Origin of the sequence: Serratia sp. CY43202, assembly GCF_052168755.1 — a bacterium.
GTDB lineage: Bacteria > Pseudomonadota > Gammaproteobacteria > Enterobacterales > Enterobacteriaceae > Serratia > Serratia bockelmannii.
Genome location: NZ_JBJNMB010000004.1, coordinates 388,650 through 409,906, shown reverse-complemented (window position 1 = coordinate 409,906; position 21,257 = coordinate 388,650). Strand labels below are relative to the sequence as shown.

28 protein-coding genes and 1 pseudogene are annotated in these 21,257 nt (G+C 54.5%); 24 read left to right on the top strand and 5 right to left on the bottom strand.

Annotated features, from left to right (window positions below):
* From ACJ8J5_RS11235 to ACJ8J5_RS11210, 6 genes are read left to right on the top strand one after another with little or no spacing between them, the layout of a single operon-like run.
* Positions 1-330, top strand: a complete 330-nt coding sequence (locus ACJ8J5_RS11235) for a phage holin family protein (protein ID WP_414104627.1) — start codon at positions 1-3, stop codon at positions 328-330.
* Positions 305-802 (top strand): glycoside hydrolase family 24 protein, encoded by a 498-nt coding sequence (locus ACJ8J5_RS11230; protein WP_414104626.1) that lies wholly within the window; start codon positions 305-307, stop codon positions 800-802. Before ACJ8J5_RS11235 ends, ACJ8J5_RS11230 begins: the two co-directional genes overlap by 26 nt.
* On the top strand, positions 799-1,257 hold the full coding sequence (lysB, locus tag ACJ8J5_RS11225; RefSeq protein WP_414104625.1) for an Rz-like lysis system protein LysB: 459 nt from the start codon (positions 799-801) through the stop codon (positions 1,255-1,257). The genes ACJ8J5_RS11230 and lysB overlap by 4 nt, the downstream gene beginning before the upstream one ends.
* The gene (gene lysC, locus ACJ8J5_RS11220; protein ID WP_261227758.1) at positions 1,142-1,402 is read left to right on the top strand and encodes an Rz1-like lysis system protein LysC; all 261 of its coding nucleotides are present in this window, start codon (positions 1,142-1,144) and stop codon (positions 1,400-1,402) included. Before lysB ends, lysC begins: the two co-directional genes overlap by 116 nt.
* Positions 1,365-1,796 (top strand): phage tail protein, encoded by a 432-nt coding sequence (locus tag ACJ8J5_RS11215; protein WP_306403526.1) that lies wholly within the window; start codon positions 1,365-1,367, stop codon positions 1,794-1,796. The genes lysC and ACJ8J5_RS11215 overlap by 38 nt, the downstream gene beginning before the upstream one ends.
* Positions 1,789-2,235 carry a phage virion morphogenesis protein gene (locus ACJ8J5_RS11210; RefSeq protein WP_414104624.1) on the top strand — a complete coding sequence of 149 codons (447 nt, stop codon included), beginning with the start codon at positions 1,789-1,791 and terminating at the stop codon, positions 2,233-2,235. The genes ACJ8J5_RS11215 and ACJ8J5_RS11210 overlap by 8 nt, the downstream gene beginning before the upstream one ends.
* Positions 2,236-2,249: 14 nt before the next feature.
* Here the strand turns inward: ACJ8J5_RS11210 and ACJ8J5_RS11205 are convergent, their stop codons facing one another.
* On the bottom strand, positions 2,250-2,864 hold the full coding sequence (locus ACJ8J5_RS11205) for a hypothetical protein (RefSeq protein ID WP_414104623.1): 615 nt from the start codon (positions 2,862-2,864) through the stop codon (positions 2,250-2,252).
* Positions 2,865-2,966: 102 nt separating this feature from the next.
* On the opposite strand from ACJ8J5_RS11205, the gene ACJ8J5_RS11200 reads away from it, so the two are divergent.
* The 17 genes and pseudogenes from ACJ8J5_RS11200 (at position 2,967) to ACJ8J5_RS11120 (ending at position 17,851) form a co-directional block, all read left to right on the top strand.
* Positions 2,967-3,560: a phage baseplate assembly protein V gene (locus ACJ8J5_RS11200; protein WP_126178875.1), complete on the top strand. Its 594-nt coding sequence runs from the start codon at positions 2,967-2,969 to the stop codon at positions 3,558-3,560.
* A complete protein-coding gene (locus ACJ8J5_RS11195) occupies positions 3,557-3,907 on the top strand; it encodes a GPW/gp25 family protein (RefSeq protein WP_126178874.1) in 351 nt (116 codons plus the stop codon). The genes ACJ8J5_RS11200 and ACJ8J5_RS11195 overlap by 4 nt, the downstream gene beginning before the upstream one ends.
* Entirely contained in the window at positions 3,904-4,812 is a 909-nt protein-coding gene (locus ACJ8J5_RS11190; protein WP_126178873.1) for a baseplate assembly protein, read from the top strand. Before ACJ8J5_RS11195 ends, ACJ8J5_RS11190 begins: the two co-directional genes overlap by 4 nt.
* Positions 4,805-5,410: a phage tail protein I gene (locus ACJ8J5_RS11185; protein WP_135638026.1), complete on the top strand. Its 606-nt coding sequence runs from the start codon at positions 4,805-4,807 to the stop codon at positions 5,408-5,410. The genes ACJ8J5_RS11190 and ACJ8J5_RS11185 overlap by 8 nt, the downstream gene beginning before the upstream one ends.
* Positions 5,407-7,749, top strand: coding sequence for a phage tail-collar fiber domain-containing protein (locus tag ACJ8J5_RS11180; RefSeq protein WP_414104622.1), 2,343 nt, complete (start codon positions 5,407-5,409; stop codon positions 7,747-7,749). The genes ACJ8J5_RS11185 and ACJ8J5_RS11180 overlap by 4 nt, the downstream gene beginning before the upstream one ends.
* The gene (locus ACJ8J5_RS11175; RefSeq protein WP_126178870.1) at positions 7,746-8,015 is read left to right on the top strand and encodes a hypothetical protein; all 270 of its coding nucleotides are present in this window, start codon (positions 7,746-7,748) and stop codon (positions 8,013-8,015) included. Before ACJ8J5_RS11180 ends, ACJ8J5_RS11175 begins: the two co-directional genes overlap by 4 nt.
* Before the next feature lie 5 nt (positions 8,016-8,020).
* Positions 8,021-9,373, top strand: a complete 1,353-nt coding sequence (locus ACJ8J5_RS11170; protein WP_126178869.1) for a phage tail protein — start codon at positions 8,021-8,023, stop codon at positions 9,371-9,373.
* Positions 9,373-9,882, top strand: coding sequence for a tail fiber assembly protein (locus ACJ8J5_RS11165; protein WP_206435849.1), 510 nt, complete (start codon positions 9,373-9,375; stop codon positions 9,880-9,882). Before ACJ8J5_RS11170 ends, ACJ8J5_RS11165 begins: the two co-directional genes overlap by 1 nt.
* A 200-nt stretch (positions 9,883-10,082) precedes the next feature.
* Positions 10,083-11,258, top strand: a complete 1,176-nt coding sequence (locus ACJ8J5_RS11160; RefSeq protein ID WP_414104621.1) for a phage tail sheath protein — start codon at positions 10,083-10,085, stop codon at positions 11,256-11,258.
* A 10-nt stretch (positions 11,259-11,268) separates the two neighbouring features.
* Positions 11,269-11,784: a phage major tail tube protein gene (locus tag ACJ8J5_RS11155; protein WP_121535954.1), complete on the top strand. Its 516-nt coding sequence runs from the start codon at positions 11,269-11,271 to the stop codon at positions 11,782-11,784.
* 60 nt (positions 11,785-11,844) lie between these two features.
* Positions 11,845-12,135, top strand: coding sequence for a phage tail assembly protein (locus ACJ8J5_RS11150; RefSeq protein ID WP_126178866.1), 291 nt, complete (start codon positions 11,845-11,847; stop codon positions 12,133-12,135).
* Positions 12,136-12,149: 14 nt separating this feature from the next.
* Entirely contained in the window at positions 12,150-12,269 is a 120-nt protein-coding gene (locus tag ACJ8J5_RS11145; protein WP_071844561.1) for a GpE family phage tail protein, read from the top strand.
* A pseudogene (locus ACJ8J5_RS11140) lies at positions 12,262-14,115 on the top strand (phage tail tape measure protein); the annotation flags it as partial. The gene ACJ8J5_RS11145 and the pseudogene ACJ8J5_RS11140, both read left to right, overlap by 8 nt.
* Positions 14,116-14,801: 686 nt before the next feature.
* Positions 14,802-15,266 (top strand): phage tail protein, encoded by a 465-nt coding sequence (locus tag ACJ8J5_RS11135; protein WP_046373895.1) that lies wholly within the window; start codon positions 14,802-14,804, stop codon positions 15,264-15,266.
* Positions 15,263-16,360: a phage late control D family protein gene (locus tag ACJ8J5_RS11130; RefSeq protein ID WP_414104620.1), complete on the top strand. Its 1,098-nt coding sequence runs from the start codon at positions 15,263-15,265 to the stop codon at positions 16,358-16,360. The genes ACJ8J5_RS11135 and ACJ8J5_RS11130 overlap by 4 nt, the downstream gene beginning before the upstream one ends.
* Before the next feature lie 73 nt (positions 16,361-16,433).
* Positions 16,434-16,652 (top strand): ogr/Delta-like zinc finger family protein, encoded by a 219-nt coding sequence (locus ACJ8J5_RS11125; protein WP_071844562.1) that lies wholly within the window; start codon positions 16,434-16,436, stop codon positions 16,650-16,652.
* 119 nt (positions 16,653-16,771) lie between these two features.
* The gene (locus ACJ8J5_RS11120; protein ID WP_414104619.1) at positions 16,772-17,851 is read left to right on the top strand and encodes a phage integrase; all 1,080 of its coding nucleotides are present in this window, start codon (positions 16,772-16,774) and stop codon (positions 17,849-17,851) included.
* A gap of 292 nt (positions 17,852-18,143) precedes the next feature.
* On the opposite strand, the gene ACJ8J5_RS11115 is transcribed toward ACJ8J5_RS11120, so the two are convergent.
* From ACJ8J5_RS11115 to ftnA, 4 genes are all read right to left on the bottom strand, one after another.
* Positions 18,144-18,485 (bottom strand): YebY family protein, encoded by a 342-nt coding sequence (locus tag ACJ8J5_RS11115; protein ID WP_025302452.1) that lies wholly within the window; start codon positions 18,483-18,485, stop codon positions 18,144-18,146.
* Positions 18,486-18,554: 69 nt separating this feature from the next.
* Positions 18,555-19,436: a copper homeostasis membrane protein CopD gene (gene copD, locus ACJ8J5_RS11110; RefSeq protein WP_141969492.1), complete on the bottom strand. Its 882-nt coding sequence runs from the start codon at positions 19,434-19,436 to the stop codon at positions 18,555-18,557.
* 2 nt (positions 19,437-19,438) lie between these two features.
* Positions 19,439-19,822, bottom strand: coding sequence for a CopC domain-containing protein YobA (yobA, locus tag ACJ8J5_RS11105; protein ID WP_025302450.1), 384 nt, complete (start codon positions 19,820-19,822; stop codon positions 19,439-19,441).
* Positions 19,823-20,146: 324 nt separating this feature from the next.
* A complete protein-coding gene (gene ftnA / locus ACJ8J5_RS11100) occupies positions 20,147-20,665 on the bottom strand; it encodes a non-heme ferritin (RefSeq protein WP_025302449.1) in 519 nt (172 codons plus the stop codon).
* A gap of 344 nt (positions 20,666-21,009) precedes the next feature.
* Between ftnA and ACJ8J5_RS11095 the strand changes: the two genes are divergently transcribed.
* Positions 21,010-21,240 carry a DNA polymerase III subunit theta gene (locus ACJ8J5_RS11095; RefSeq protein ID WP_043141621.1) on the top strand — a complete coding sequence of 77 codons (231 nt, stop codon included), beginning with the start codon at positions 21,010-21,012 and terminating at the stop codon, positions 21,238-21,240.
* The last annotated feature ends 17 nt before the right edge of the window (positions 21,241-21,257 follow it).

Sequence of the window (21,257 nt, the reverse complement as noted above, 5' to 3'; positions counted from 1 at the left end):
ATGCACTGGATAACGTCGATTATCTGCTTGCTCATTGCCGGCCGCCTGCTGGCTTTCCAGCGCAGAGGTGCAACGCATAAACCGTGGGCCAGCGGTGTCGCCTACGTCGTGATCATGATTTGCGCCGCCGTGCCAATTTTTTCCGCGTTCGGCCGCTTTCCGCAGTCGGGGGCACTGACCGCCCTTTTCAGTTTCATGATCCTGATGGCACTTACCCGTTCGAGCGGGAACATCATGGCGATAATTCCATCGCTGCCCGCGGCAAAAGAGCGGGCACCAGCCAAGCAAAAAGCCAGGGGGAAAAATGGCCCGCATCGTCACCACTCCTAACATCAATGCCTACCTGGACACGCTACGATTCAGTGAAATTGGCGCCGCGCTTTTGGCTCGGTCCGATGACGGTTACAACGTGATCGTGACAGGTATCGACGGCAAGGCAGAGACCTTTTCCAACTACAGAGATCACCCGTTCGCTGGCGGGCGCCCAGGAAAGGTATTTAACAGTCGCGGGCAGCGCAGCACGGCATCAGGCGGCTACCAGTTTTTGATCAGGGATTGGGACCATTACCGGATCGCGCTGAAGTTGCCGGACTTTGGGCCGGTATCACAGGACAAATGGGCCATCCAACTAATCCGCGAGCGCGGCGCCTTGGCTGACGTCAACGCCGGACGGATAGAGTTGGCGCTGAGAAAGTGCCGCAATATCTGGGCGAGCCTTCCGGGTGCCGGATATGGCCAGCCCGAGCACAAGCTTGAAACCCTTCTGAAAAAATACGTCAGTTATGGCGGGGCGCTGGCATGACCGGCGTCATTCCGCGCAGTTGGTTGGTCGTGGCCGCCATCGGCCTGGCTCTCGCCGCGGCGTTAGGGTGGCAAACCTGGCGCTTGGGCGCCTATGAAAAGGCGGTCAGCGATCAGCAAGGGATCATCAAGGCGCAGGGAAAAACCATACAGGGGATGGAAGCGCAGCTATCAGCTAAAAATGCAGAGCTGATAACCCTGAGTTTGATCGCCAGCAACAACAACCGGGCGCAGGCCGAGTTGCGCCAGCAGATGACCAACACAGCCGCCCTTCTGTCACAACGAGAAAATCTGATTACGAGGTTATACCGTGAAAATGCAGAGCTTAAAGCCTGGGCTGATGGCCGCTTGCCTTCTGATGTTGTGCGCCTGCACGCCCGCCAGGCAATCACCGGAGGTGCGGCTTATCGAGCCTGGCTGTCCGAGGTTGATCGCCTGCCAGTTACCGGCCAGTAACCCGCTCACCAACGGGGACCTGGAGCGAGAAAAGAGCCGCGTGGAGGCGGCTTGGGCGATGTGCGCTGATCAGGTCGATGCCATTATTCAATGCCAGGATAAAAACGATGAACAAGCCGGAATCACTGAGAAACGCCCTCTCTAACGGGATCGAATATCTGGGGAAAAACCCAGATAAACTGCACATTTTTGTTGATGAAGGGGCCGTTGTTTCCAGCCTGGCGCCAACCATTTCATTCGAATACCAGTACACACTCAACCTGGTGATAACCGACTTTTCAGCGGATCAAAATCTACTGAACGCAGTGATTTTGTATTGGCTTCGCCGCAACCAGCCGGACATCATGGCAAACCCAGACGGCAGAGATAAGGGCTTCACGTTTGAAGTGGATATTCTGAATAACACCACTTGTGACATCAGCATAAACCTGAAGCTAACAGAGCGCGTGATCGTGAAAGAGGCAGGAGGCCAAATGGTTGTAGAGGCAGTGCCTGAGCCAGAACCACCTTACGCCGATCCGTGGGCGCCTAATGAGTGACTTTATTCAGATTGAAGACTGGCTGGCCGCCCTCGCCTCACAGCTAACCCCAGCGGCGAGGAAAAAGTTAACTCGCCAGTGGGCTAATGAATTACGCCGCCGACAGCGCCTGCAGATCAGCCAGCAGCGCAACCCGGACGGAACCCCCTACGCCGAGCGAAAACCACAAGGCCGCAGCAAAAAGGGGCGGATACGCAGGAAAATGTTTAGCAAGCTGCAGACCACTCGCTTTATGAAAACAGCAACTACGGCAGACGAAGCCGCCGTTTACTTTGCCGGTGGTGTTATGCACATTGCGCGCGTGCATCATTACGGGCTGCGAGACAAAGTAAGCAAGCGCGGCCCAACCGTGAAATACGACGCTCGCCAATTACTTGGGCTGAATGATCCAGCCATCACCGCCGTCGGCGATATATTGCTTACTCACTTGAGTAGATAAAACATCTATTGCTTTCATTTATTTTGGTCATTTTTAATTTTCTTGGCTATCAAATACAACATTGGAATAGTCAAAACTAGTAAGAAAATTGCAACCGCATGGTTGAAATCCCATTCACTTGTAGACGAGAGGATTAACAATATTGCCGAAGCTATCCCTAGCATCAGGGGCTCAACTGCTTCATCAGGTCCATCCGTAACAAGCATATATGCTAGCTGAACCCCACATGACACCGCGAGAGCCTTGGCAACATACTGCAGGGTGTTTATAGCCAAAATATGCTCAATAAAAGTACGTGGCCCCATTAGATATTGATAATTCACGCGAACATCAACCCAATGTATTGTTTGAAGAAACTCAAAACCACCCTTAAGAGCAAGGACAATTGTCAAAGAAGCAAATATCAACTTCTGGACAAGCATTTGTAGTCGCTTGGCCGCAGCATCTAATTCATTTGCATCACCATTATACTTAAATAGGAATTTAACATCTAAAACAAAACCTAACTTAAATACTTTTCTTAAAAATAAATCAGGGAATATCACAAAGATAGTCTTTAAAAAAATTATCATTTTTATAGTGATTGTTTTTATAGATGCAGATACCCGAGTCAACCATTTAATTTCCATCAAAGAACCCATGTTTTTTATAATAATCCTAAGCTATTGTGCCAGACACCACACAATGCCTGCAACATGCAGCTCGCGCTGGGCACATGCCAAGCTGAGCCAATGAACACACAACTTTCTGAACTCCTGCGCCTGCTGACAAATCTGATCCGAATCGGAACCATCTCCGAGGTCGATACAGAGAACGGCCTATGCCGCGTGCAAACGGGCGGACTTGAAACCACCCCGCTCAAATGGCTAACCATGCGCGCGGGCAGTGCACGCACATGGTGGGCGCCGTCGGTCGGGGAGCAGGTGCTGATCTTGAGCATGGCGGGCGAGTTGACCACCGCGTTTGTTCTGCCGGCCATTTTTTCGGATGCCCACCCCGCCCCCTCTGATTCTGTGGCCGCCTTGGTTGCGGAGTTTCCCGACGGCGCAAAGTTCAGTTATGACCCCGAGGCCGGCGCCCTGACCGTCGAGGGTGTGAAGACGGCGCTATTTAAGGCGGCTACAGGGATCAGATTGGAAACACCAAAAGTCACCTGCACTCAACTGCTGGAAACAGCACAACTATCAGTGACTGAGGGCGGAACGATGAAGGGAGACATCACCCACACCGCCGGTCACTTCACATCTAATGGCGTTGTCGTTGATGAGCATGCGCACAGTGGGGTGCAGACAGGCGGCGGGGAGTCGGGAGGACCTGTGAAATGATGTATCAGGGCATGAACACCAACAGCGGCCACGCCGTCGAAGATATTGATCATATTCGTCAGTCAATCAGCAAGATTTTGCTGACCCCAATCGGCAGCAGGATCACCCGGCGCCCGTTCGGCTCGCTGATATCCGAGCTGATCGACCAGCCTCAAAACGATACAACCAGATTGCAGTTGATGGCCGCGGCATACAGCGCCATTAACCGCTGGGAGCCGCGCGTATCACTGACAGCAGTCACTGTAACCACGCAGATCGGCGGCCAAATGATAGTGGACGTCTCCGGCAGCAGGAACGACACCACGGCGAGCATCAATATTTCAATTCCTTACGGGAGCTCATCATGAGTGTGATCGACCTTTCGCAACTGCCGCCACCCCAGGCGGTTGAAACCCTGAGCTTTGAAGACCTGCTTGAGGACAGAAAGGCGCGCTTGCTTGAGCTCTATCCTGACGATCAGCGCGAGGCCATAGCGCGCACTCTGGAGCTGGAATCTGAGCCGATCGTGATGCTGCTGCAGGAAAATGCTTATAGGGAAATGCTGTTGCGCCAGCGCATCAACGAGGCTGCACAGGCCGTCATGGTGGCGTATGCCATCGGTAGCGACCTCGACCAGCTTGGCGCCAACAACAACACACCGCGACTGGTGATCACCCAAGCCGACAGCGAAGCCATCCCGCCTGTTGAGGCAGTGATGGAATCAGATGCAGATTTTCGCCAGCGTATCCCGGCAGCGTTTGAGGGAATGAGCGTCGCCGGACCAACCGGCGCCTATGAGTTCCACGCACTAAGCGCCGATGGCAAAGTTGCCGACGCCTCGGCGATCAGCCCTGCACCGGCAGAAGTCACCATCAGTGTGCTGTCCCGCGACGGCGACGGCACAGCATCGCCGGAGCTGCTTGCCGCCGTCAGCGCCGCACTGAATGACGAGGAAGTCCGCCCAGTTGCCGACCGCCTGACCGTGCAGTCTGCAAAAATTGTTAACTATCAAATTGATGCCATGCTCTACGTTTACCCCGGCCCGGCGATTGAGCCGATCATGGCCGATGCCGAACTGCGTCTAAAAAACTACATCAACGAGCAGCACCGGCTGGGCCGCGATATTAGGCTATCAGCCATCTATGCCGCACTGCATACCCAAGGCGTGCAGCGTGTTGAACTGGCCGCGCCACTCGCTGACGTGGTGCTTGATCGTACCCAGGCCGCCAACTGCACCGATTACCACATCAGGATCGGCGGTTCAGATGAATAGCCTGTTGCCACCTGGTTCATCACCGCTTGAGCGGCGCGCGGCGGAAGCTTGCGCCGGCATCAGCGATCTGAACGTCCCGCTGCGTGACCTGTGGAACCCGGCGCGCTGCCCGGTAAAGTTTTTGCCTTATCTGGCCTGGGCATTTTCTGTAGACCGCTGGGACGAGAAATGGACGGCGGCAGAGAAGCGCAAGGCCGTGACGGATGCCTTTTACATACATCGCCGAAAGGGAACAGTTGCCGCAATCCGGCGCGTCATTGAAGCAATGGGGTTTTCAATGTCGATCGCTGAGTGGTGGGAGGTCGCAGGGCCACGCGGCACGTTCAGTTTAACTGTCGATATTAATGAAGTCGGCGTCACCGACGATTTACTGAATGAGTTAGAGCGACTGATCGGCGATGCCAGACCGGTCAGCCGCCATTTGGCCGGCGTGACCATATCGACCACGACGCGCGGCGAATACTATGCCGCCGCGGCCATGCTCACTGGCGATGAAATGACGATTTACCCCAACTATGTCAGCACCATGCGTGCCGGTGCCGGTGTGCTCAGCGGCGCTGCAATACATGTCATTGATAAAGTGCGAGTTACATCATGACCAATAAATATACCGTTATTCTCACCGATATCGGCATCAACTCCATGGCAGAGGCCACCGCAACCGGCAACAAGCTGGCGGTGACTCAAATGGCCGTCGGTGACGGTGGTGGAACCCTGCCCGTGCCAGACCCCGCGCAAACGCAGCTCGCCAACGAAACCTACCGGGACGGACTGACAGGACTCACAATCGACCCGGAGAACGGGCAACAGATTATTGCCGAAATGGTGATCCCGGAAGCCGTCGGCGGTTGGTGGGTGCGCGAAATGGGATTATTCGATGATGCCGGCCAGCTCATTGCCGTCGGCAACTGCCCGGACTTTTATAAGCCGCTGCTGGTTGAGGGGGCCGGACGAACACCCACCGTCAGCATGATGCTGAAAGTGGGTAACGCCGATATCGTTAATCTCGACCTTGACCCCAATCGCGTACTGGCGACCCGCGATTATGCCGAAGGGCAAGCCGCTATCGTACGTGATGAAATTAGAAGCCCAACCGGTGCGCGTGAAATCGGGCAGCTGGCCAGTATAGACGCACTGAGGGCGGTGACGCCGGAACAATCGGGACAGCGCGTCCAGTTGAGGGGATTCCATGCCGGGAAAACGCTCGGCAACGGTGAGTTCTATCGCCGCCAGTCTGCTGCCGCTACCGATGATGGTGGTGTGAACGTGTTGACCGTCGCCGGCGAACATTATGAGCGCCAGCTGGAGCGCCCTGGCGAGGTCACACCGCAGATGTTCGGCGCTATCGGCGATGGCATCGCCGACGACAGCGATGCCATCCAGCGCGCCGTTGATTATGCGCACAGCCGGGCAGTGGTCAACGAGTCCCGCCAGGTGATGATGTCGGGGGTGTTCCGCTGCCCGCAGGGAACCTACCTCATTACAAAGCCCCTGGTGTTCCCGACAAAAACCGTCGATTACGATTTCACCGGCTCACTGCTCAAATTCAGCATCAGCGCCCAGGAGGGAGAGCGCGCGACGGCGATCACCTGGATGAACATGCGCGGCTACACGGCCGGCAACATGTCCGTCTATAACCTGCGCGCCATCGGGCCTGGCCCGGCGTCAAACATCGATTTCATGACGTTCCTTGACGAATTCAGTTACCCCTATGCCCGCAACTCCCTGTCATTTATTGGTGGCAGTGCGGAAAACTTCGCGCGCGGCATCACCGTCGGGGACAACACCTATTATCTGAAATATTACGACTATCACTTCAATCACCTCGACGTTTGCTTCCTCTACCCCAAAGGAAAGCGAAATGCCGGTGAGCAAATTAATTTCATCACCTGTGTATTTGCGCAGAGTAATAACTTTCTGGTACTGCGTGGCGGGCACACGATATTTACCAATTGCTCATTTGACTATCCCTATAAGGAATACGTCATTGTTGACGCTGGCGGCGGTGGCCGCGCTGATTTCAGTGACTGTTGGTTTGAGGGGTACGGGCCGAATTATTACGTCATTACCGTCGCTAATGACTGCACGGTCGCAATGAATTTTTACCGCACAAAATTTACATTCAAAGCCGGCAATACACTGGCGACACATCACCCGTTCTTGTTTGGCAATATGTCTCGCGTCACGTTCGATCGCTGCATCATGGAGCGGTTCGGTGCATCGACGGACAGCCAGGACATTAAGGGGTGGATAGACGGCACCGGGCACGTATCAATGATAAATACCCAGATCACGCCGGGTTGGCCGAACATGCTGACCACGGTCAGAACCGAGTCGAATGATAACTTTCTGGACGGCGGCAATTACGCGCTGGGCAATGGCTCAAAATGGACGGTTGAAGCCTGGGTTATCCCCCCAGAGGGAACGAAAACCCCGGTCAGAAAAAGCCGGTGGGGCTATGGAACGGATGATTCCTCGCATTTTAGCCTGACGCGCGCGGTCAGCTATGTATCACTCGCGACGTCATCAGAAGAGAGCGGCGGTAAATATGCAGCCGTGGTGGGCGTGATCCCATTGCGCGGCGACGGCACGGTTGTTTTTAACTCAACGTTTAAAACGTATGTCGGTGATGGGCATCAGCTGCGGTTCACGCTGTTTTGGGCGCAGCTGGAAATGTACGGCGCCAACAACAGCATTGAGCCCACGGTAATACGAAACCAATCGGCTATTGATTATAAAATGTCACTGCCGGGCGTCACGGACAGCACGCTGAAAAAATACACCGCGCCGGTCAACCTTCAGGGCTACACCGGGCAATCCCCCGCGATTGAACGAAAACCTGACTGGGCAACCCACGCCTATTTGGTCATGGATATTACCGGGCTACCGCGCGGGACAGATATACGCATTGAAAATGTCTATATGAGGCAAATATGAACGATTACGCATTCACCGCTGAAAACATCACCGACGTTATTATGACGTTGGTGAGTCTGAGTCTCCTGAAAATTAATCTCGGTGAAGACAGCATGCCGTTTGTCTATGCGCCCAACGGCTCGGCATTTCAATTAATCAGCACCGATCGCCCGTACCTGTTATTGCGTCGGAATCAGCCACTGTCTGAAAACATTCTGACGCAGTTAACCCCCTTTATCACCGATGATGCACCGCCATTTGCCGGCGGCGATCGGGTGCCGGAGTGATGCCCATGGCCGCAAAATACTACACCACGCTGACCACATACGGCGCACAGAGCCTGGCTGAAGCGGCAATGACAGGCGAAAAATTGCAGCTCACCCACATGGCCGTGGGTGACGGCGGCGGCGTTCTGCCCGTGCCAGACCCTGAGCAAGCGGCGCTGATCCGTGAAACCTACCGGGCAGCCGTTAATCGTGTTGAAATTGATCCGCATAACCCTGGTCAAATAATCACCGAGTTGCTGATCCCGGAAAACACGGGCGGATGGTGGCTGCGAGAAGTCGGGCTATACGATGCCGGCGGCAAGCTGTTTGCCGTTGCCAACTGCCCGGAGACGTATAAACCCGTTCTGGCAGAGGGCTCAGGCCGTAACCAGCTGGTCAGGTTAATCCTGATTGTCAGTGAAACTGCCAGCGTGGAGTTGAAAACCGATCCGGCGGTGGTGCTCGCTACCCGGCAGTATGTTGATGATGCGATTATTGTCGCCAGTAAACAGGCGGCGCAGCGTCTGGCCGAGCATGAGCAGTCGCGCAATCATCCTGATGCCACCCTGAACGACAGGGGGTTTACGCAGTTGAGCAGCGCAACGGACAGCGCAGCGGAAAATATGGCCGCAACCCCCAGAGCGGTCAAGGCGGTGCGCGATGAGGCCAAGAACACTTACGCCTACCGTTCAATTACCATCAACGGCCAGTCTCTTGCCAGCAATGTCAATATCACCGCCGGCGACGTGAACGCCTGGAGTAAAACGGAGGCGGACGCCAGATACCTGTTAAAAACCGGCGGCTCAGTGACCTGGCTGAGCGTCTATCAGACGTTGAGCGTCGGAACCGACGCCACGGTAGGTAATCAGCTGACGGTCAAGGGCTCGGGGTTCATCACAAAGTCGGGGTGGTTTCAGCGCGACGACACCACGAACGTCACGCACGGCTTTCAACTACAGGGAAAGAACAGTAAATGGGTGAGCGGCTACTTCGAGGAGTTGATCGGCCAATTTGCGCAGATGGTATTTGAAGTTTATTCAGATGGTGCAAAAAGTTACACCCTCTTCAGGACTGACGGCACCCTGCAAACAACGGGATCGGCACCGAAACTCATGGCGGGCAATGCCACGCTGTTCGGCGACGGCAATGTCGCGGGTTCAAAATGGGGTGGCTATCTGAGTGATTACATTAAGAACAATTTTATTTCAGATATTCGTTTGGGGGCTAATCAAAGCTTTGGCGGCCGCGATGGTACGCAATATGCACCACCCGGCTATGTCGTGACCGCACTGGGCGACTTTGGTGCAGATGATGGATACGGTGAATGTGCCCCTATTCAGTATCTGCGCGGCGGTGTATGGGTGACTGTGGGGGTATGATGAAACTGGATAATTTGAAGCGTTACCAACCTGAAGAGCCAAAATTTGGTGAAAATACCCTGTACCTGATCGATGAGCATGGGCGGGACTGGTATGAGGCGCAATCCGAATTCACGAAGTCCGTTAAGTTGGCGATAGATGCCCGCGGCATCATCAAGAGTATCGCAACCGATGCTTCAACCCTGTTCCCGGAGAATCTGTCCGTCGTTGAGGTTGACAGTATCCCGAACGCCTGCAATATCGGTGGGAACTGGTTATATGCCAATGGTGAAGTGAAAGAAAGAGAACCCAGCCGCGACGAAGTGATAGCCCAGGCCGAAAAGCTGAAGGCCAAAAAGCTCAGCGATGCCGCGATAGCTATCGCCCCATTGCAGGATGCTGTCGATCTTGGCATTGCGACAGAAGCAGAGATCGCATTATTGAAAGGGTGGAAAACATATCGCGTGGCCCTAAACCGTGTAGCGATCGATGATGGTACGGGTATTGAATGGCCGAGCCCGCCGCAATAACCAAAAGCTCCAATCGGGGCTTCTTCTTCTCCTGCAGTACAGCCATAAATAACTGTGTTGGCCATACCGGCAAACACAGATGCCAACAGCAACCCACCCGGGCATTGTGCCAGTCGCCACACAATGCCCAACGCATGCACTAGACGCCATCAGCGAACACCATAGCGGAGAAACCTTAACCGGAACCGGAGATCCGCCCGATGGCTGAAGATTATCATCATGGCGTTCGTGTCCTCGAAATTAACGAGGGCACCCGCACAATCACAACCGTAAGCACCGCAATTGTGGGGATGGTCTGCACCGCCGACGATGCCGATGCGGCGGCTTTCCCACTCAACACTCCCGTATTGCTGACCGACGTCCTGGCCGCCAGCGGCAAGGCCGGCGAAACCGGCACCCTCGCCCGCTCTCTGGACGCCATCGCCGACCAGGCAAAACCAGTTACCGTTGTTGTCCGCGTTGAACAGGGCGACACCGAGGCGGAAACCACAACCAACATCATCGGCGGCGTCGACGCCACCACGGGCAAGAAAACCGGCATGAAAGCCCTGCTGGCTGCGCAAAGTCTGTTAGGCGTGAAGCCGCGAATTTTGGGTGTGCCTGGTCACGACAGCAAGGCCGTCGCCACTGAATTGCTGTCAGTAGCACAGAGTCTGCGCGCATTCGCCTACCTGAGCGCCTATGGCTGTAAGACGGTTTCCGAAGCCATCGCGTATCGCGAGAACTTCAGCCAGCGCGAGGCCATGCTGATCTGGCCAGATTTCCTGAGTTGGGACTCTGTGACCAATGCAGACGCGACGGCGTTCGCAACCGCCCGCGCATTAGGGCTGCGCGCCAAAATTGATCAGCAGACGGGTTGGCACAAAACGCTGTCAAACGTCGGCGTTAATGGCGTGACCGGCATCAGTGCAGATGTGTTTTGGGATCTGCAAGACAGCGCCACCGATGCCAACCTGCTGAACAAGAACGATGTCACCACGCTGATCCGCAAGGATGGCTATAAGTTCTGGGGCTCCCGCACCTGTTCCGATGATCCATTGTTCCAGTTTGAAAACTACACCCGCACTGCGCAGGTGTTGGCGGACACAATGGCAGAAGCGCACATGTGGGCCGTTGACATGCCACTGCATCCGTCACTGGCCAAAGATATCCTGGAAGGTATCAAGGCCAAATTCCGTGAGCTGAAATCAGCCGGCTACATCATCGACGGCAACGCCTGGATCGATGACGCAGCGAACGATAAAGACACGCTGAAAGCCGGGAAGCTGGTCATTGATTACGACTATACGCCGGTCCCGCCGCTGGAAAATCTGCTGTTACGCCAGCGCATCACTGATCAGTACCTGGTCAATTTCACCCAGAACGTGAACAGCTAAGGGGCACGCAATGGCATTACCACGCAAATTGAAATATCTGAACCTCTTCAATGAGGGGAACAACTGGCAGGGGATCGTTGAGTCCCTGACGCTGCCAAAGCTGACGCGCAAACTTGAGAACTACCGCGGCGGCGGCATGAGCGGTAGCGCCAAAGTCGATCTGGGGTTGGACGACGACGCGCTTGATGTTGAATGGACAATTGGCGGCATCGAAGCCCTGCCGATCAGGCAAATGGGCGTCGCAAAACTTGATGGCGTCATGCTGCGTTATACCGGCTCAATTCAGCGCGACGACACCGGCGAAGTGCAGGCGGTCGAAGCGGTGATCCGCGGCCGCCATAAAGAGCTGGATTTTGGCGAGCACAAGCAGGGCGAAAACTCGACCACCAAAATTTCTACCGCCGTGACCTACTTCAAGTTGACCATCGCCGGCGAAGAAATTTGCGAGATCGACACGGTGAACATGATCGAAAGCTTTGGCGGCGTCGACCGCCTGGCTGAGCACCGCCAGGCCATCGGTCTGTAATACCTTCGGCGCCGGAACACCGGCGCCCTCTTCTTTCTGAAAATCGTGGAGCACAATCAAATGACCGAACCGACCAAGGTGACACTGGACACCCCAATTCAGCGCGGCAAGACCGAAATCACCGAGATCACCCTAACCAAGCCGCAGTCTGGCGCGCTACGTGGTGTGAAGCTGGCCGACCTGCTGGAAATGGATTATTCCGCGGTGGCAACCGTCTTGCCGCGCGTTTCCACACCCTCACTGACGCAGCAGGAAATAAGCGAAATGGATCCGGCTGACTTTACACAGTTGGCCGGCGGCATCGTCAGTTTTTTGTTGCCGAAATCGGCGCTGGAATCCCGGCCGGTTTAACCGTTGAAGACCTGATGGCGGATATCGCCGCCATCTTCCACTGGCCGCCGTCGGAAATGTACCCGTTCACCTTAACCGAACTTTGGGACTGGCGGCACCGGGCACTGATTCGAAGCGGAGAAAGTGATGAGTGACCGCAATCTAAGACTGCAGGTTATCCTGAACGCGGTGGACAAAATCACCCGCCCCTTTAAGACTATGCAGGCCAGCAATAAAGCGCTGGCCGCTGCCGTCAAAAACTCCCGTGATGAACTGAAGCGACTGAGCGCCGCCGGCGACCAAGTGAACACCTTCAATTCGCTGCAAGCATCCATTAAGAAAACAGCCGACGAACTGGCCGGCGCCAGACTGAAAGCCCAGATGATGACGCGCGAAATGGGCGCGCTTGAAAACCCCACCAAAAAGCAGACCAAAGCCCTGGAGGATCAGTGGCGCGCGGTAGACCGGCTGGAGCAAAGGCAAAAAAGCGAAGTCGCGCAGATGGGCCGAGTGCGATCCGAGCTTTACCGCATGGGGATATCTGCCACCGATGGCGCCGGCGCCACCAACAGAATCACCAACGAAACCGCCCGCTATAACCGGATGCTGCAGGAGCAGGAGCGCCAGCTGAGACGTGCTGGCGAGCAACAGCGCAGAATGAACGCCGCAAAAGCGCAATATGACAAAACCAGAGAGCTGAGAAACAACATCGCGGGAACCGGAGCCGCAACCGTTGCATCAGGTGTAGCCATGGGTGCTCCTGTTTTAGCTGCCGTGAAAAGCTATAGCTCTATTGAAGACGCGATGAAAGGCGTGGCTAAACAGGTTAACCCCCTATTGGATGATAACGGTAAGCGCACAGCCAAATACCACGAAATGCAGCAAGCAATAAAGGCGGCATCAGAGCAACTCCCAATGGAAAACGGTGCTGCAGATTTCGCCGCATTAGTGGAGGGCGGTGCTCGAATGGGGGTATCGAGCGATAAGGATCCATGGCAAAAACAGAAAGCTGATTTACTTTCTTTCGCCGCAACATCTGCCAAGGCTGCAAAGGCGTTCGAATTACCCGCCGATCAACTTGCCGATGATTTGGGGAAAATAGCATTCCTCTATCATGTACCAACTCAAAGGATCGAAGAACTCGGCGACGCCCTGAACTACCTGGACGACAACGCACAATCAAAAGGCGCTGACATTATTAACGTCCTGCAGCGCATGGGCGATGTTGCCGATAAGTTGAATTATAAACAAGCCGCTGCACTGGCTTCGACGTTCCTGTCCTTGGGGACACAACCAGAAGTGGCGGCATCAGCCAGTAAGGCAATGGTGCGTGAGTTGGGCATTGCTTCAATGCAAGGCAAGCGCTTCATTCAGGGAATGAGCCTATTAGGGCTAAATGCCAAGGACTTGGAAAAAGGCATAGCGACGAATGCAATAGGCACAATTAGAGATGTCCTATCACGCATCAAGAAACTGCCGGCCTCGCAGCACTTAAGCGCAATGACAATGCTTTTTGGCAAAGAGTTTGGCGACGACGCTGCCAAGCTGGCAAATAACATCGGCGAATTAGATCGCCAGTTGGCGTTGGTCGAGGGTGGCCAGGCCAAGGGGTCTATGCAGAGGGAATCGAATATCGATAAAGATTCTTTGTCATCCCAATTTCTTCTGCTAAAGACCACCGCAAAAAACATGTTTAGTGATCTGGGCGAGCCTTTGCGTGAACCACTGATGGACGTGAACGACTGGTTTAAACGTGGAATTGGATGGGCTCGGAAATTTATTGAAACCCACCCAAAGCTGGCTGCAGAGTTCGTTAAGACGGCGGCGGTTGTTACGCTGGTTACAGTTGCACTTGGTGGGATGATGATTGGAGTTGCAGCAATCCTTGGGCCATTCGCCCTGCTGCGGTTTTCTCTGACAATGTTGGGGATTAAGGGGCCATCGGTGATGGGTATGTTGGCCAAGTCTATAAAAGGTGTGGGTACTGCCATTATCTGGGTAGGTCGAATGATGTTAGCAAACCCTATCCTTGCTGTGGCTGCAGCCATCGCCGCCGCAGCGCTCTATATCTGGATGAATTGGGGCACCCTAGGGCCGAAAATAAAAAGACTTTGGGACAGCATCAGTGCATATACCAGTGAGAAATGGCAAGCCATCAAGGATTACATTTCGGGCGTTTGGACCAGCATAAGCACCAAAGCCAGCGAGACTTGGGAAGAAATAAAACGGGCGGCCAGCAGCGCAGCTGAAAAAATTGGTATTGGCCTGAAGCGAGGATTGGACGTCATTACCGCCCCACTGCGCGCCGTCATGGATGGCTTTAAATGGCTGCTTGAAAAGCTGGACCTGTTGCCGCAAAAAAACGAGGCATTAGCCCAAACGAATGAGCTGCTAAAAAATAACCCCATCGCCCAGAAATATGGTTCTGTGGGCGAGCCCGCCCCAACGGGCTACACGGCCAATGATATGGCCATTCGTTTTACTGGCTCCAGCATGAAACCCGTTAAGGCACCAAGCGGCGGTAACTTCTACTACCAACCCAAGATCGATCTCAGTGTTGACGCCAGGAATAACCAGAACGGCAAAGCTGTAGCGACAGATGCGGTGAAAGCGCTCCGGGAGCACATGCAAAAAGACGCGGCCAAGGCGCGCAGTAATTTTTCTGATCGAGATCTGGGGTGGGAATTATGATGATGGCACTAGGGTTATACGTCTTTATGCTTGAAACTGTTCCCTATCAGGAGCTGCAGCATCAAATGGCCTGGCGCTACCCGACCAACAACCGCGTTGGGAAACGGCCGTCAGCGCAATATGTGGGCCCAGAAAACGACACCATTACACTAAGTGGTGTGCTGCTGCCGGAGATCACCGGCGGCCGCCTGTCATTGCTAGCCCTACAAACAATCGCCGATCTCGGCAAGGCGTGGTCTTTGCTGGATGGCAGTGGGACCATTTACGGGATGTTTGTCATTGAAGGGCTAGATCTTAACAAGTCCGTCTTCTTCAAGGATGGCGGCGCCAGGCGCATTGAGTTCACGCTTAAGTTAAAGCGCGTAGATGATGACCTGGGCACCATGCTCGGCGACCTGCAGGAGCAACTGAGCATAATGAAAGATCAGGCGGCAACAGCTATTGGAGGGCTTCTTTCATGAACACTCCAGACTGGTTAAGCGGCCGGAATAGCACGCCCGCGTTCAAGATCACTCTTAATGGCAAGGATATAACCACAAGACTGGAAAGCCGGCTGATATCCCTCACGTTGACAGACAACCGCGGATTCGAGGCGGATCAGCTGGATATCGAACTTGACGATGCCGATGGCGCTGTTGATCTGCCTTCGCGCGGTGTCCAATTGGAGCTGCAATTGGGCTGGAAAGGCGAACCAATGATCAATAAAGGCGCCTTCACCATTGACGAGATTGGCCATTCCGGCGCGCCTGACAAGGTGACACTGCGCGGCAGAAGCGCCGACTTCAGGAACACGCTTAATATCAAGCGTGAAAAGTCATATTCAAAAACCACCATCGGCGAGATCGTTAAACAATTTGCAGCCCGCCATAAACTGGAGCAGGCTATCAGTCCGCAAATGGCTGCCATGACTATCGACCACATCGATCAAACGAATGAATCAGATGGCAGCTTCCTGATGCGCCTAGCGCGCCGCGTAGGTGCAATTGCTGCAGTAAAGTATGGGAAGTTGCTGTTCATAAAACAGGGCCAGGGCGTCAACGCCAGCGGAAAGCCATTGCCAGTAATGACGATTGTGCGTGCCGACGGTGATGAACATCAATTCACGTTAGCTGACCGAGAGGCATACACAGGGGTTTCAGCAAGTTGGCTCGACACCAAAGCGGCAAAACCGCAAACGGTAAAGGTAAAAAGGAAGCGCAAGCGCAAGACGGCCGCCGCTAAAGCGCCAGCTCAGGATAAACAGGGGGAATACCTGGTAGGCACCGACGATAACGTTTATGTGCTGAGCCGGACCTACGCAAATGCGTCCAACGCTCGCCGGGCGGCAAAGGCAAACTGGGAACGAATACAGCGCGGTGCGGCACAATTCTCAATTACGCTGGCCAGGGGCCGGGCTGAACTTTACCCGGAAGTACCGGTATCAGTGAGGGGTTTCAAGCGTCAGATCGACGCTGCAGACTGGACGATAACCACGGTAACGCACACAGTGGCAGATGGTGGGTTTACCACGGCGCTGGAGCTTGAAGTGAAGATAACCGATCTCGACATAGAGTGATTTGCAAGTTTAATATTTGCTTTTTCAAGCATCGTGCTATTGTATGTATATCGATACAGTAGAGGCTAATACCATGATGCGATGCCCCTTGTGTGGCCATGCGGCGCACACCCGCAGTAGTAACGAAGTGACAGCAACGACAAAAGAGCGTTACAACCAATGCACAAACGTGAATTGCAGTCATGTCTTTATCACGATGGAAACGTTTGTGCGCTCCATTGTTAAGCCCGGCCAGGTTGACCCTGCGCCCCCTCACCCATCAAAGTCTGGCCAAACCGCCCTGCACTTCTAACCGTAAACCCGCCGCCGGCGGGTTTTTTGATCCATGTTTGAACCAGCCGCACACAAACATTGAATACTGTTATTATATACAGTATTCAATGTCTAATTTGGTTCACTGGATCTACGAATATGACCGTAAGAAAATTGAGCACCGGCAAGTGGCTGTGCGAGTTCTATCACAACGGGAGGGGCGGCAAGCGTACCCGTAAGCAATTCGCCACCAAGGGGGAGGCGCTCGCCTTCGAGAGCTATCAGCTCGACCAGGCAAAGGCCAAACCTTGGCTGGGCGATAAGGAAGACAAGCGAAAACTTAGCGAGTTGATTGATCTGTGGTACAGGCTGCATGGCTGCTCGCTAAATGACAAAAAAGGCCGGCTTGGCAAATTGGTCATTATCTGTAACGGCATGGGTGATCCGGTAGCGTCGGAGATTACCCCACGGGATTGGGCCCATTATCGCGATCAGCGGCTGCGCGGAGAAATCGATAACGGCTATAGCACCAGTCTTGAAACAAGGAAGGTCAGCACGGGAACGGTTAACTGTGAACAAGCTTTTTTGCGGGCTGTATTCAACGAATTAAAAAGATTGGGGGAATGGTCTTTGCCGAACCCCCTGGAAAATATCAGGGAGTTCGATCAGCCAGAAAAGGAAATGGCATGGCTGAACAATGAGAAAATAAAAGCACTGATAAACGCCTGCCATACTCATGGCAACCCAGAGTTAACACTCATCGTAAAGATATGCCTATCAACTGGCGCCAGATGGAATGAGGCCGCAAAACTAAGGCCATCGCAGATATCAAAATATAAAATCACGTATACCAACACCAAAGGGAAGAAAAACAGGACAGTCCCCATCTCGAAAGAATTATATGACGAGCTCACAATACTGGATGAAAAGGAGTTTGATCCTTGCTACAAGCAATTTTATCGAGTTCTGAGACTGGCGAATATCACCTTGCCAGAAGGACAAATGACGCATGTGCTCCGCCATACCTTTGCTAGCCACTTCATGATGGGTGGGGGGAATATCATAGTCTTGCAGCGCATCCTTGGGCACTCAGATATCAGGGTAACGATGCGCTACGCCCATTTCGCGCCAGACCATTTAGAGGAGGCAATAGCGCTCAACCCACTGACACAGACGTCCAAGGAAAGTGGCGGCAAAGTGGCGACAGAGGAAGAAAAAGGGTGCAATACGGTAGAATAGGAGGCGTGATAAGTGGTTGTTTTGCTTGTAAGTTACTGTTTTAAAATGATAAACAAAAAAAGACCGAATACGATTCCTATATTCGGTCTAGGGAAATGGCTCTTGGGAGAGAGCCGTGCGCTAAAAGTTGGCATTTAATGCAGGGCTTGTTCAGCCGTGCACTTTAAGAGTAGCCTACCGCGCCAGTTTTGCCAGCCGCCCGGCGGCCGCGTGATAGTTTCGTGACGAAATAACTATGCGGCAAATGCGCATCAATCCGCGCACGTTGGGCAAGGCGTTGGCAAACAAGCGGTTAGTCAGCGCACAGCTTCTCGGCGCGTTCAATGAACGGCGCCAGGCTCATTTTTTTCCCTGGTTCGGCAGGGTCGTCCAGCAGGAGCACCTCCAGCGGCTGCGCACGCTGATGGCCCTTCTTCACCTGCTGCTCCGCTGCATCGTTGAGCGGGTATTGCATCAAGGTGCTGTTGTTGAGCACGAACAGCGCGCCGCCGCTGCGGCACTGCAGCGTCACCTCTTCCTTGGTGAACGCCCACTGTTTGCCGTACTCCAGTTTAGTGATGTTCACCAGTTTGTCTGCCGCCAGCGCGCCGGTCGCGGTTGCCAGCAGCGTAATGCCGAGTAATACCGATTTCATGTGTTGGCCTTAAGGTTGCTATTCGCGTCGATTTTCCCGCAGCTTGCCGGCCTGCGGCAAGCTGAAATGTCAAACCGGCGCATAGGTTGCAAATAAACTGACCAGCAGCAGCACCGCCATCCCCAGCCCGACTTCGAGCCAGCAGGCTAGCACCACGCCGCGCTGCGCCAGCGCCGGCACGCGGCTCATTGCCGGCACGATGGCGTAGCGATTGGCCAGCGCCACCATCACCATCAGCGCCACCAGCGCGGTTTTGATCAGCAGCAGGCGCTGATAAGGCGAGCCGAGGTTGAGCGGCCAACCGCCGAGAATGATCAGGCTGTTGACGATGCCGGTGACGATCACCGCCGCCACCGCCAGATGCCCCCAGCGCGAGAAACGGATCAGCGTGGTGATGGCGTCGCTGCGCCACTGCGGCGGCTGCAGGTAGCGCAGGCAAACCAGCAGCGGCGCCAGGCTGCCGAACCAGTAGCCGGCGGCCAGCAGGTGCACCGCATGGTTGGCGCGGTGCAGCGCGCCCAGCGTACCTTCGTGCATCGCCGCGTGGCCGATAAACGCCAGGCTCACCAGCAGCAGTGCCGAACACAGCGCCAACGCCTGCGCGCGCGGCCTTTCCGGCAGCAGCAGGCTCAGGATCGCCAGCAGCGACAGGCCCAAATGCCAACGCCACACTTCGCCGAAGGTGGTGCCGAGTACCGCCCACCAGACCTCCAGCCGCCAAGCGTCTTGCCAACCGTCGCCCATTTGCCCGGCCTGAATGGCCAGTAGCGCCACGGCGGAAAGCCCGGCAATCCAGGTGCCGGCAAGCAGCAGCGGTCGCACATCGCGGGAGAGGATCGGGGAGAGGCGCTGCGGTGACAATAAGGCGGTGAACAGACTGATGCCGAACATCAGCATCACCGCCGCAAAGTGCACCAAGCGACACAGAACGAACAGGGTCGCCAGACTCACGATCAGTTTACGGTGAAGCTGTACTGGCCTTTGGTTTTATGCCCGTCGACCGACACCACATGCCAGCTGACGTTGTATTTGCCCGCGCTCAGCTCGCCGTCGATCGGCACGTTGACCTGGGTGTTATTGTTCGGATCGAGCTGCAGCTTGCCGGTTTTCACCACGGCGTTGTCCGGGCCGGTGATTTTCACGCCGCTGAAGTTCGGCTCGATGCCTTCGGAGAAGCTGAGAGTCAGCGCCTTCGGCGCCGGGCTGACGCTGGCGTCGGCCTTCGGCGTTTCCACTTTCAGGTGAGCGTGCGCCAAGGCTTGCTGTGAAGAAAGGCCAACGAACAGGACGAAAACGGTGGAAAGCAGGCGACAGGAGGAACGAATTTTACCGATCACAGTGGTATCCCTTAACAGTAAAAGAGGGTCATAAGGGTTAAGGCCACAGCCAAGGCGATGTATCAGCGGCCCCAACCCACCGCAAGTGATTGCGCCACGGGTAAACAGAAAAACGGGTTATATCGGCTAACCCGCTGTTTTGACTCTACCATCCCTGTAGCGTATCGCGGTAAATCATAACGACCACGCTGCGGCAAGTCGAGCGCATCACTGGCATTTTGCGATCCGGCAGCACGTATCGCCGCATAACCGCGATAAACGCAGGGTAAAAAAAACCGCGCGTCAGGCTCGCCCGCGCGCGGTTTTTCGATGTTCTGGTGCAGATTAAGCCTGGCCGTTGCCGCCCTGGCCCATCGCGCCCATTTTCTTCAGATCTTTGTCGATGAAGAACAAGCCTTTGCCGCTGGTGCCCACCAGCGCCAGCTTATCCAGCACGGATTTGAACAGTTTCTCTTCTTCATGCTGCTCCGCCACGTACCACTGCAGGAAGTTGAAGGTGGAGTAATCGTGTGCGGTCATGGCGGCGTGCGCCAGTTCGTTGATCTGACGGGTGATCAGCTGTTCGTGTTCGTAGGTCTGCTGGAACACGTCCGCCAGCGATTCGAACGCCACCGGCGGCGCGGCGATGCTGCCCAGCAGCGGTAGAGAACCGGTGTCGCTCAGGTAGTCGAACAGGCGTTGCATATGCTGCATCTCTTCCTGAGAGTGCTCTTTAAGAAATGCGGCGGCGCCTTCAAAGCCTTTATCGCTGCACCATGCGCTCATCTGCAGGTACAGGTTGGCGGAGTAGAACTCCAGATTCAGTTGCTCATTCAGCTTTTGAGTCATTTCTTGCGTCAGCATAATGATTCCTTTTATTTTGCAGGTCATGAATTTAATTTCCGCGCATTATGCCCTGCTGCCGTAAAAATAAAAACACCTTATTTACACTCAAATCAAATTAATTATAAAAACCATAAATATCAATAAATTAAAATATCACCAATACATTGAGAATTAACATGATAATTATTTTCATCTTTTATTTTAATCATAAAGCGAATCATTCTTATTTAAAAGAATAAATAGATTGCATTACTGCTGGATAAATATCGCCCGCGACGGCGGCGCAACGGGCTTGCCAAGCGCCGCCGGGTGGATTACCTTCTGCGCAGATTCAATGCGGCAAAGTAAGTAAGGAGCATAGCGTGGGTTACAATCTGGCCGAGTTGTCCAAAGAAGAGATGGACAGGGTGAACGTGGATCTCGCCGCCTCAGGCGTGGCGTACAAAGAGCGCTACAACATGCCGGTGATCCCGGAAGTGGTAGAGCGCGAGCAGCCGGAGCCGCTGCGCGACTATTTTCGCGAGCGCGTGGCGCACTACCGCGCGGAATCCCACCGATTTTCGCGCCTGCCGTACGAGCCGAAGGTCAAATAACAAAACCCGCCATTACG

Excerpts from the sequence above, each read along its gene's own strand:
- ACJ8J5_RS11235 (WP_414104627.1), top strand. The coding sequence starts at position 1 with ATGCACTGGATAACGTCGATTATCTGCTTGCTCATTGCCGGCCGCCTG.
- ACJ8J5_RS11230 (WP_414104626.1), top strand. The coding sequence starts at position 305 with ATGGCCCGCATCGTCACCACTCCTAACATCAATGCCTACCTGGACACG.
- lysB (WP_414104625.1), top strand. The coding sequence starts at position 799 with ATGACCGGCGTCATTCCGCGCAGTTGGTTGGTCGTGGCCGCCATCGGC.
- lysC (WP_261227758.1), top strand. The coding sequence starts at position 1,142 with ATGGCCGCTTGCCTTCTGATGTTGTGCGCCTGCACGCCCGCCAGGCAA.
- ACJ8J5_RS11215 (WP_306403526.1), top strand. The coding sequence starts at position 1,365 with ATGAACAAGCCGGAATCACTGAGAAACGCCCTCTCTAACGGGATCGAA.
- ACJ8J5_RS11210 (WP_414104624.1), top strand. The coding sequence starts at position 1,789 with ATGAGTGACTTTATTCAGATTGAAGACTGGCTGGCCGCCCTCGCCTCA.
- ACJ8J5_RS11205 (WP_414104623.1), bottom strand. The coding sequence starts at position 2,864 with ATGGAAATTAAATGGTTGACTCGGGTATCTGCATCTATAAAAACAATC.
- ACJ8J5_RS11200 (WP_126178875.1), top strand. The coding sequence starts at position 2,967 with ATGAACACACAACTTTCTGAACTCCTGCGCCTGCTGACAAATCTGATC.
- ACJ8J5_RS11195 (WP_126178874.1), top strand. The coding sequence starts at position 3,557 with ATGATGTATCAGGGCATGAACACCAACAGCGGCCACGCCGTCGAAGAT.
- ACJ8J5_RS11190 (WP_126178873.1), top strand. The coding sequence starts at position 3,904 with ATGAGTGTGATCGACCTTTCGCAACTGCCGCCACCCCAGGCGGTTGAA.
- ACJ8J5_RS11185 (WP_135638026.1), top strand. The coding sequence starts at position 4,805 with ATGAATAGCCTGTTGCCACCTGGTTCATCACCGCTTGAGCGGCGCGCG.
- ACJ8J5_RS11180 (WP_414104622.1), top strand. The coding sequence starts at position 5,407 with ATGACCAATAAATATACCGTTATTCTCACCGATATCGGCATCAACTCC.
- ACJ8J5_RS11175 (WP_126178870.1), top strand. The coding sequence starts at position 7,746 with ATGAACGATTACGCATTCACCGCTGAAAACATCACCGACGTTATTATG.
- ACJ8J5_RS11170 (WP_126178869.1), top strand. The coding sequence starts at position 8,021 with ATGGCCGCAAAATACTACACCACGCTGACCACATACGGCGCACAGAGC.
- ACJ8J5_RS11165 (WP_206435849.1), top strand. The coding sequence starts at position 9,373 with ATGAAACTGGATAATTTGAAGCGTTACCAACCTGAAGAGCCAAAATTT.
- ACJ8J5_RS11160 (WP_414104621.1), top strand. The coding sequence starts at position 10,083 with ATGGCTGAAGATTATCATCATGGCGTTCGTGTCCTCGAAATTAACGAG.
- ACJ8J5_RS11155 (WP_121535954.1), top strand. The coding sequence starts at position 11,269 with ATGGCATTACCACGCAAATTGAAATATCTGAACCTCTTCAATGAGGGG.
- ACJ8J5_RS11150 (WP_126178866.1), top strand. The coding sequence starts at position 11,845 with ATGACCGAACCGACCAAGGTGACACTGGACACCCCAATTCAGCGCGGC.
- ACJ8J5_RS11145 (WP_071844561.1), top strand. The coding sequence starts at position 12,150 with ATGGCGGATATCGCCGCCATCTTCCACTGGCCGCCGTCGGAAATGTAC.
- ACJ8J5_RS11135 (WP_046373895.1), top strand. The coding sequence starts at position 14,802 with ATGATGATGGCACTAGGGTTATACGTCTTTATGCTTGAAACTGTTCCC.
- ACJ8J5_RS11130 (WP_414104620.1), top strand. The coding sequence starts at position 15,263 with ATGAACACTCCAGACTGGTTAAGCGGCCGGAATAGCACGCCCGCGTTC.
- ACJ8J5_RS11125 (WP_071844562.1), top strand. The coding sequence starts at position 16,434 with ATGATGCGATGCCCCTTGTGTGGCCATGCGGCGCACACCCGCAGTAGT.
- ACJ8J5_RS11120 (WP_414104619.1), top strand. The coding sequence starts at position 16,772 with ATGACCGTAAGAAAATTGAGCACCGGCAAGTGGCTGTGCGAGTTCTAT.
- ACJ8J5_RS11115 (WP_025302452.1), bottom strand. The coding sequence starts at position 18,485 with ATGAAATCGGTATTACTCGGCATTACGCTGCTGGCAACCGCGACCGGC.
- ftnA (WP_025302449.1), bottom strand. The coding sequence starts at position 20,665 with ATGCTGACGCAAGAAATGACTCAAAAGCTGAATGAGCAACTGAATCTG.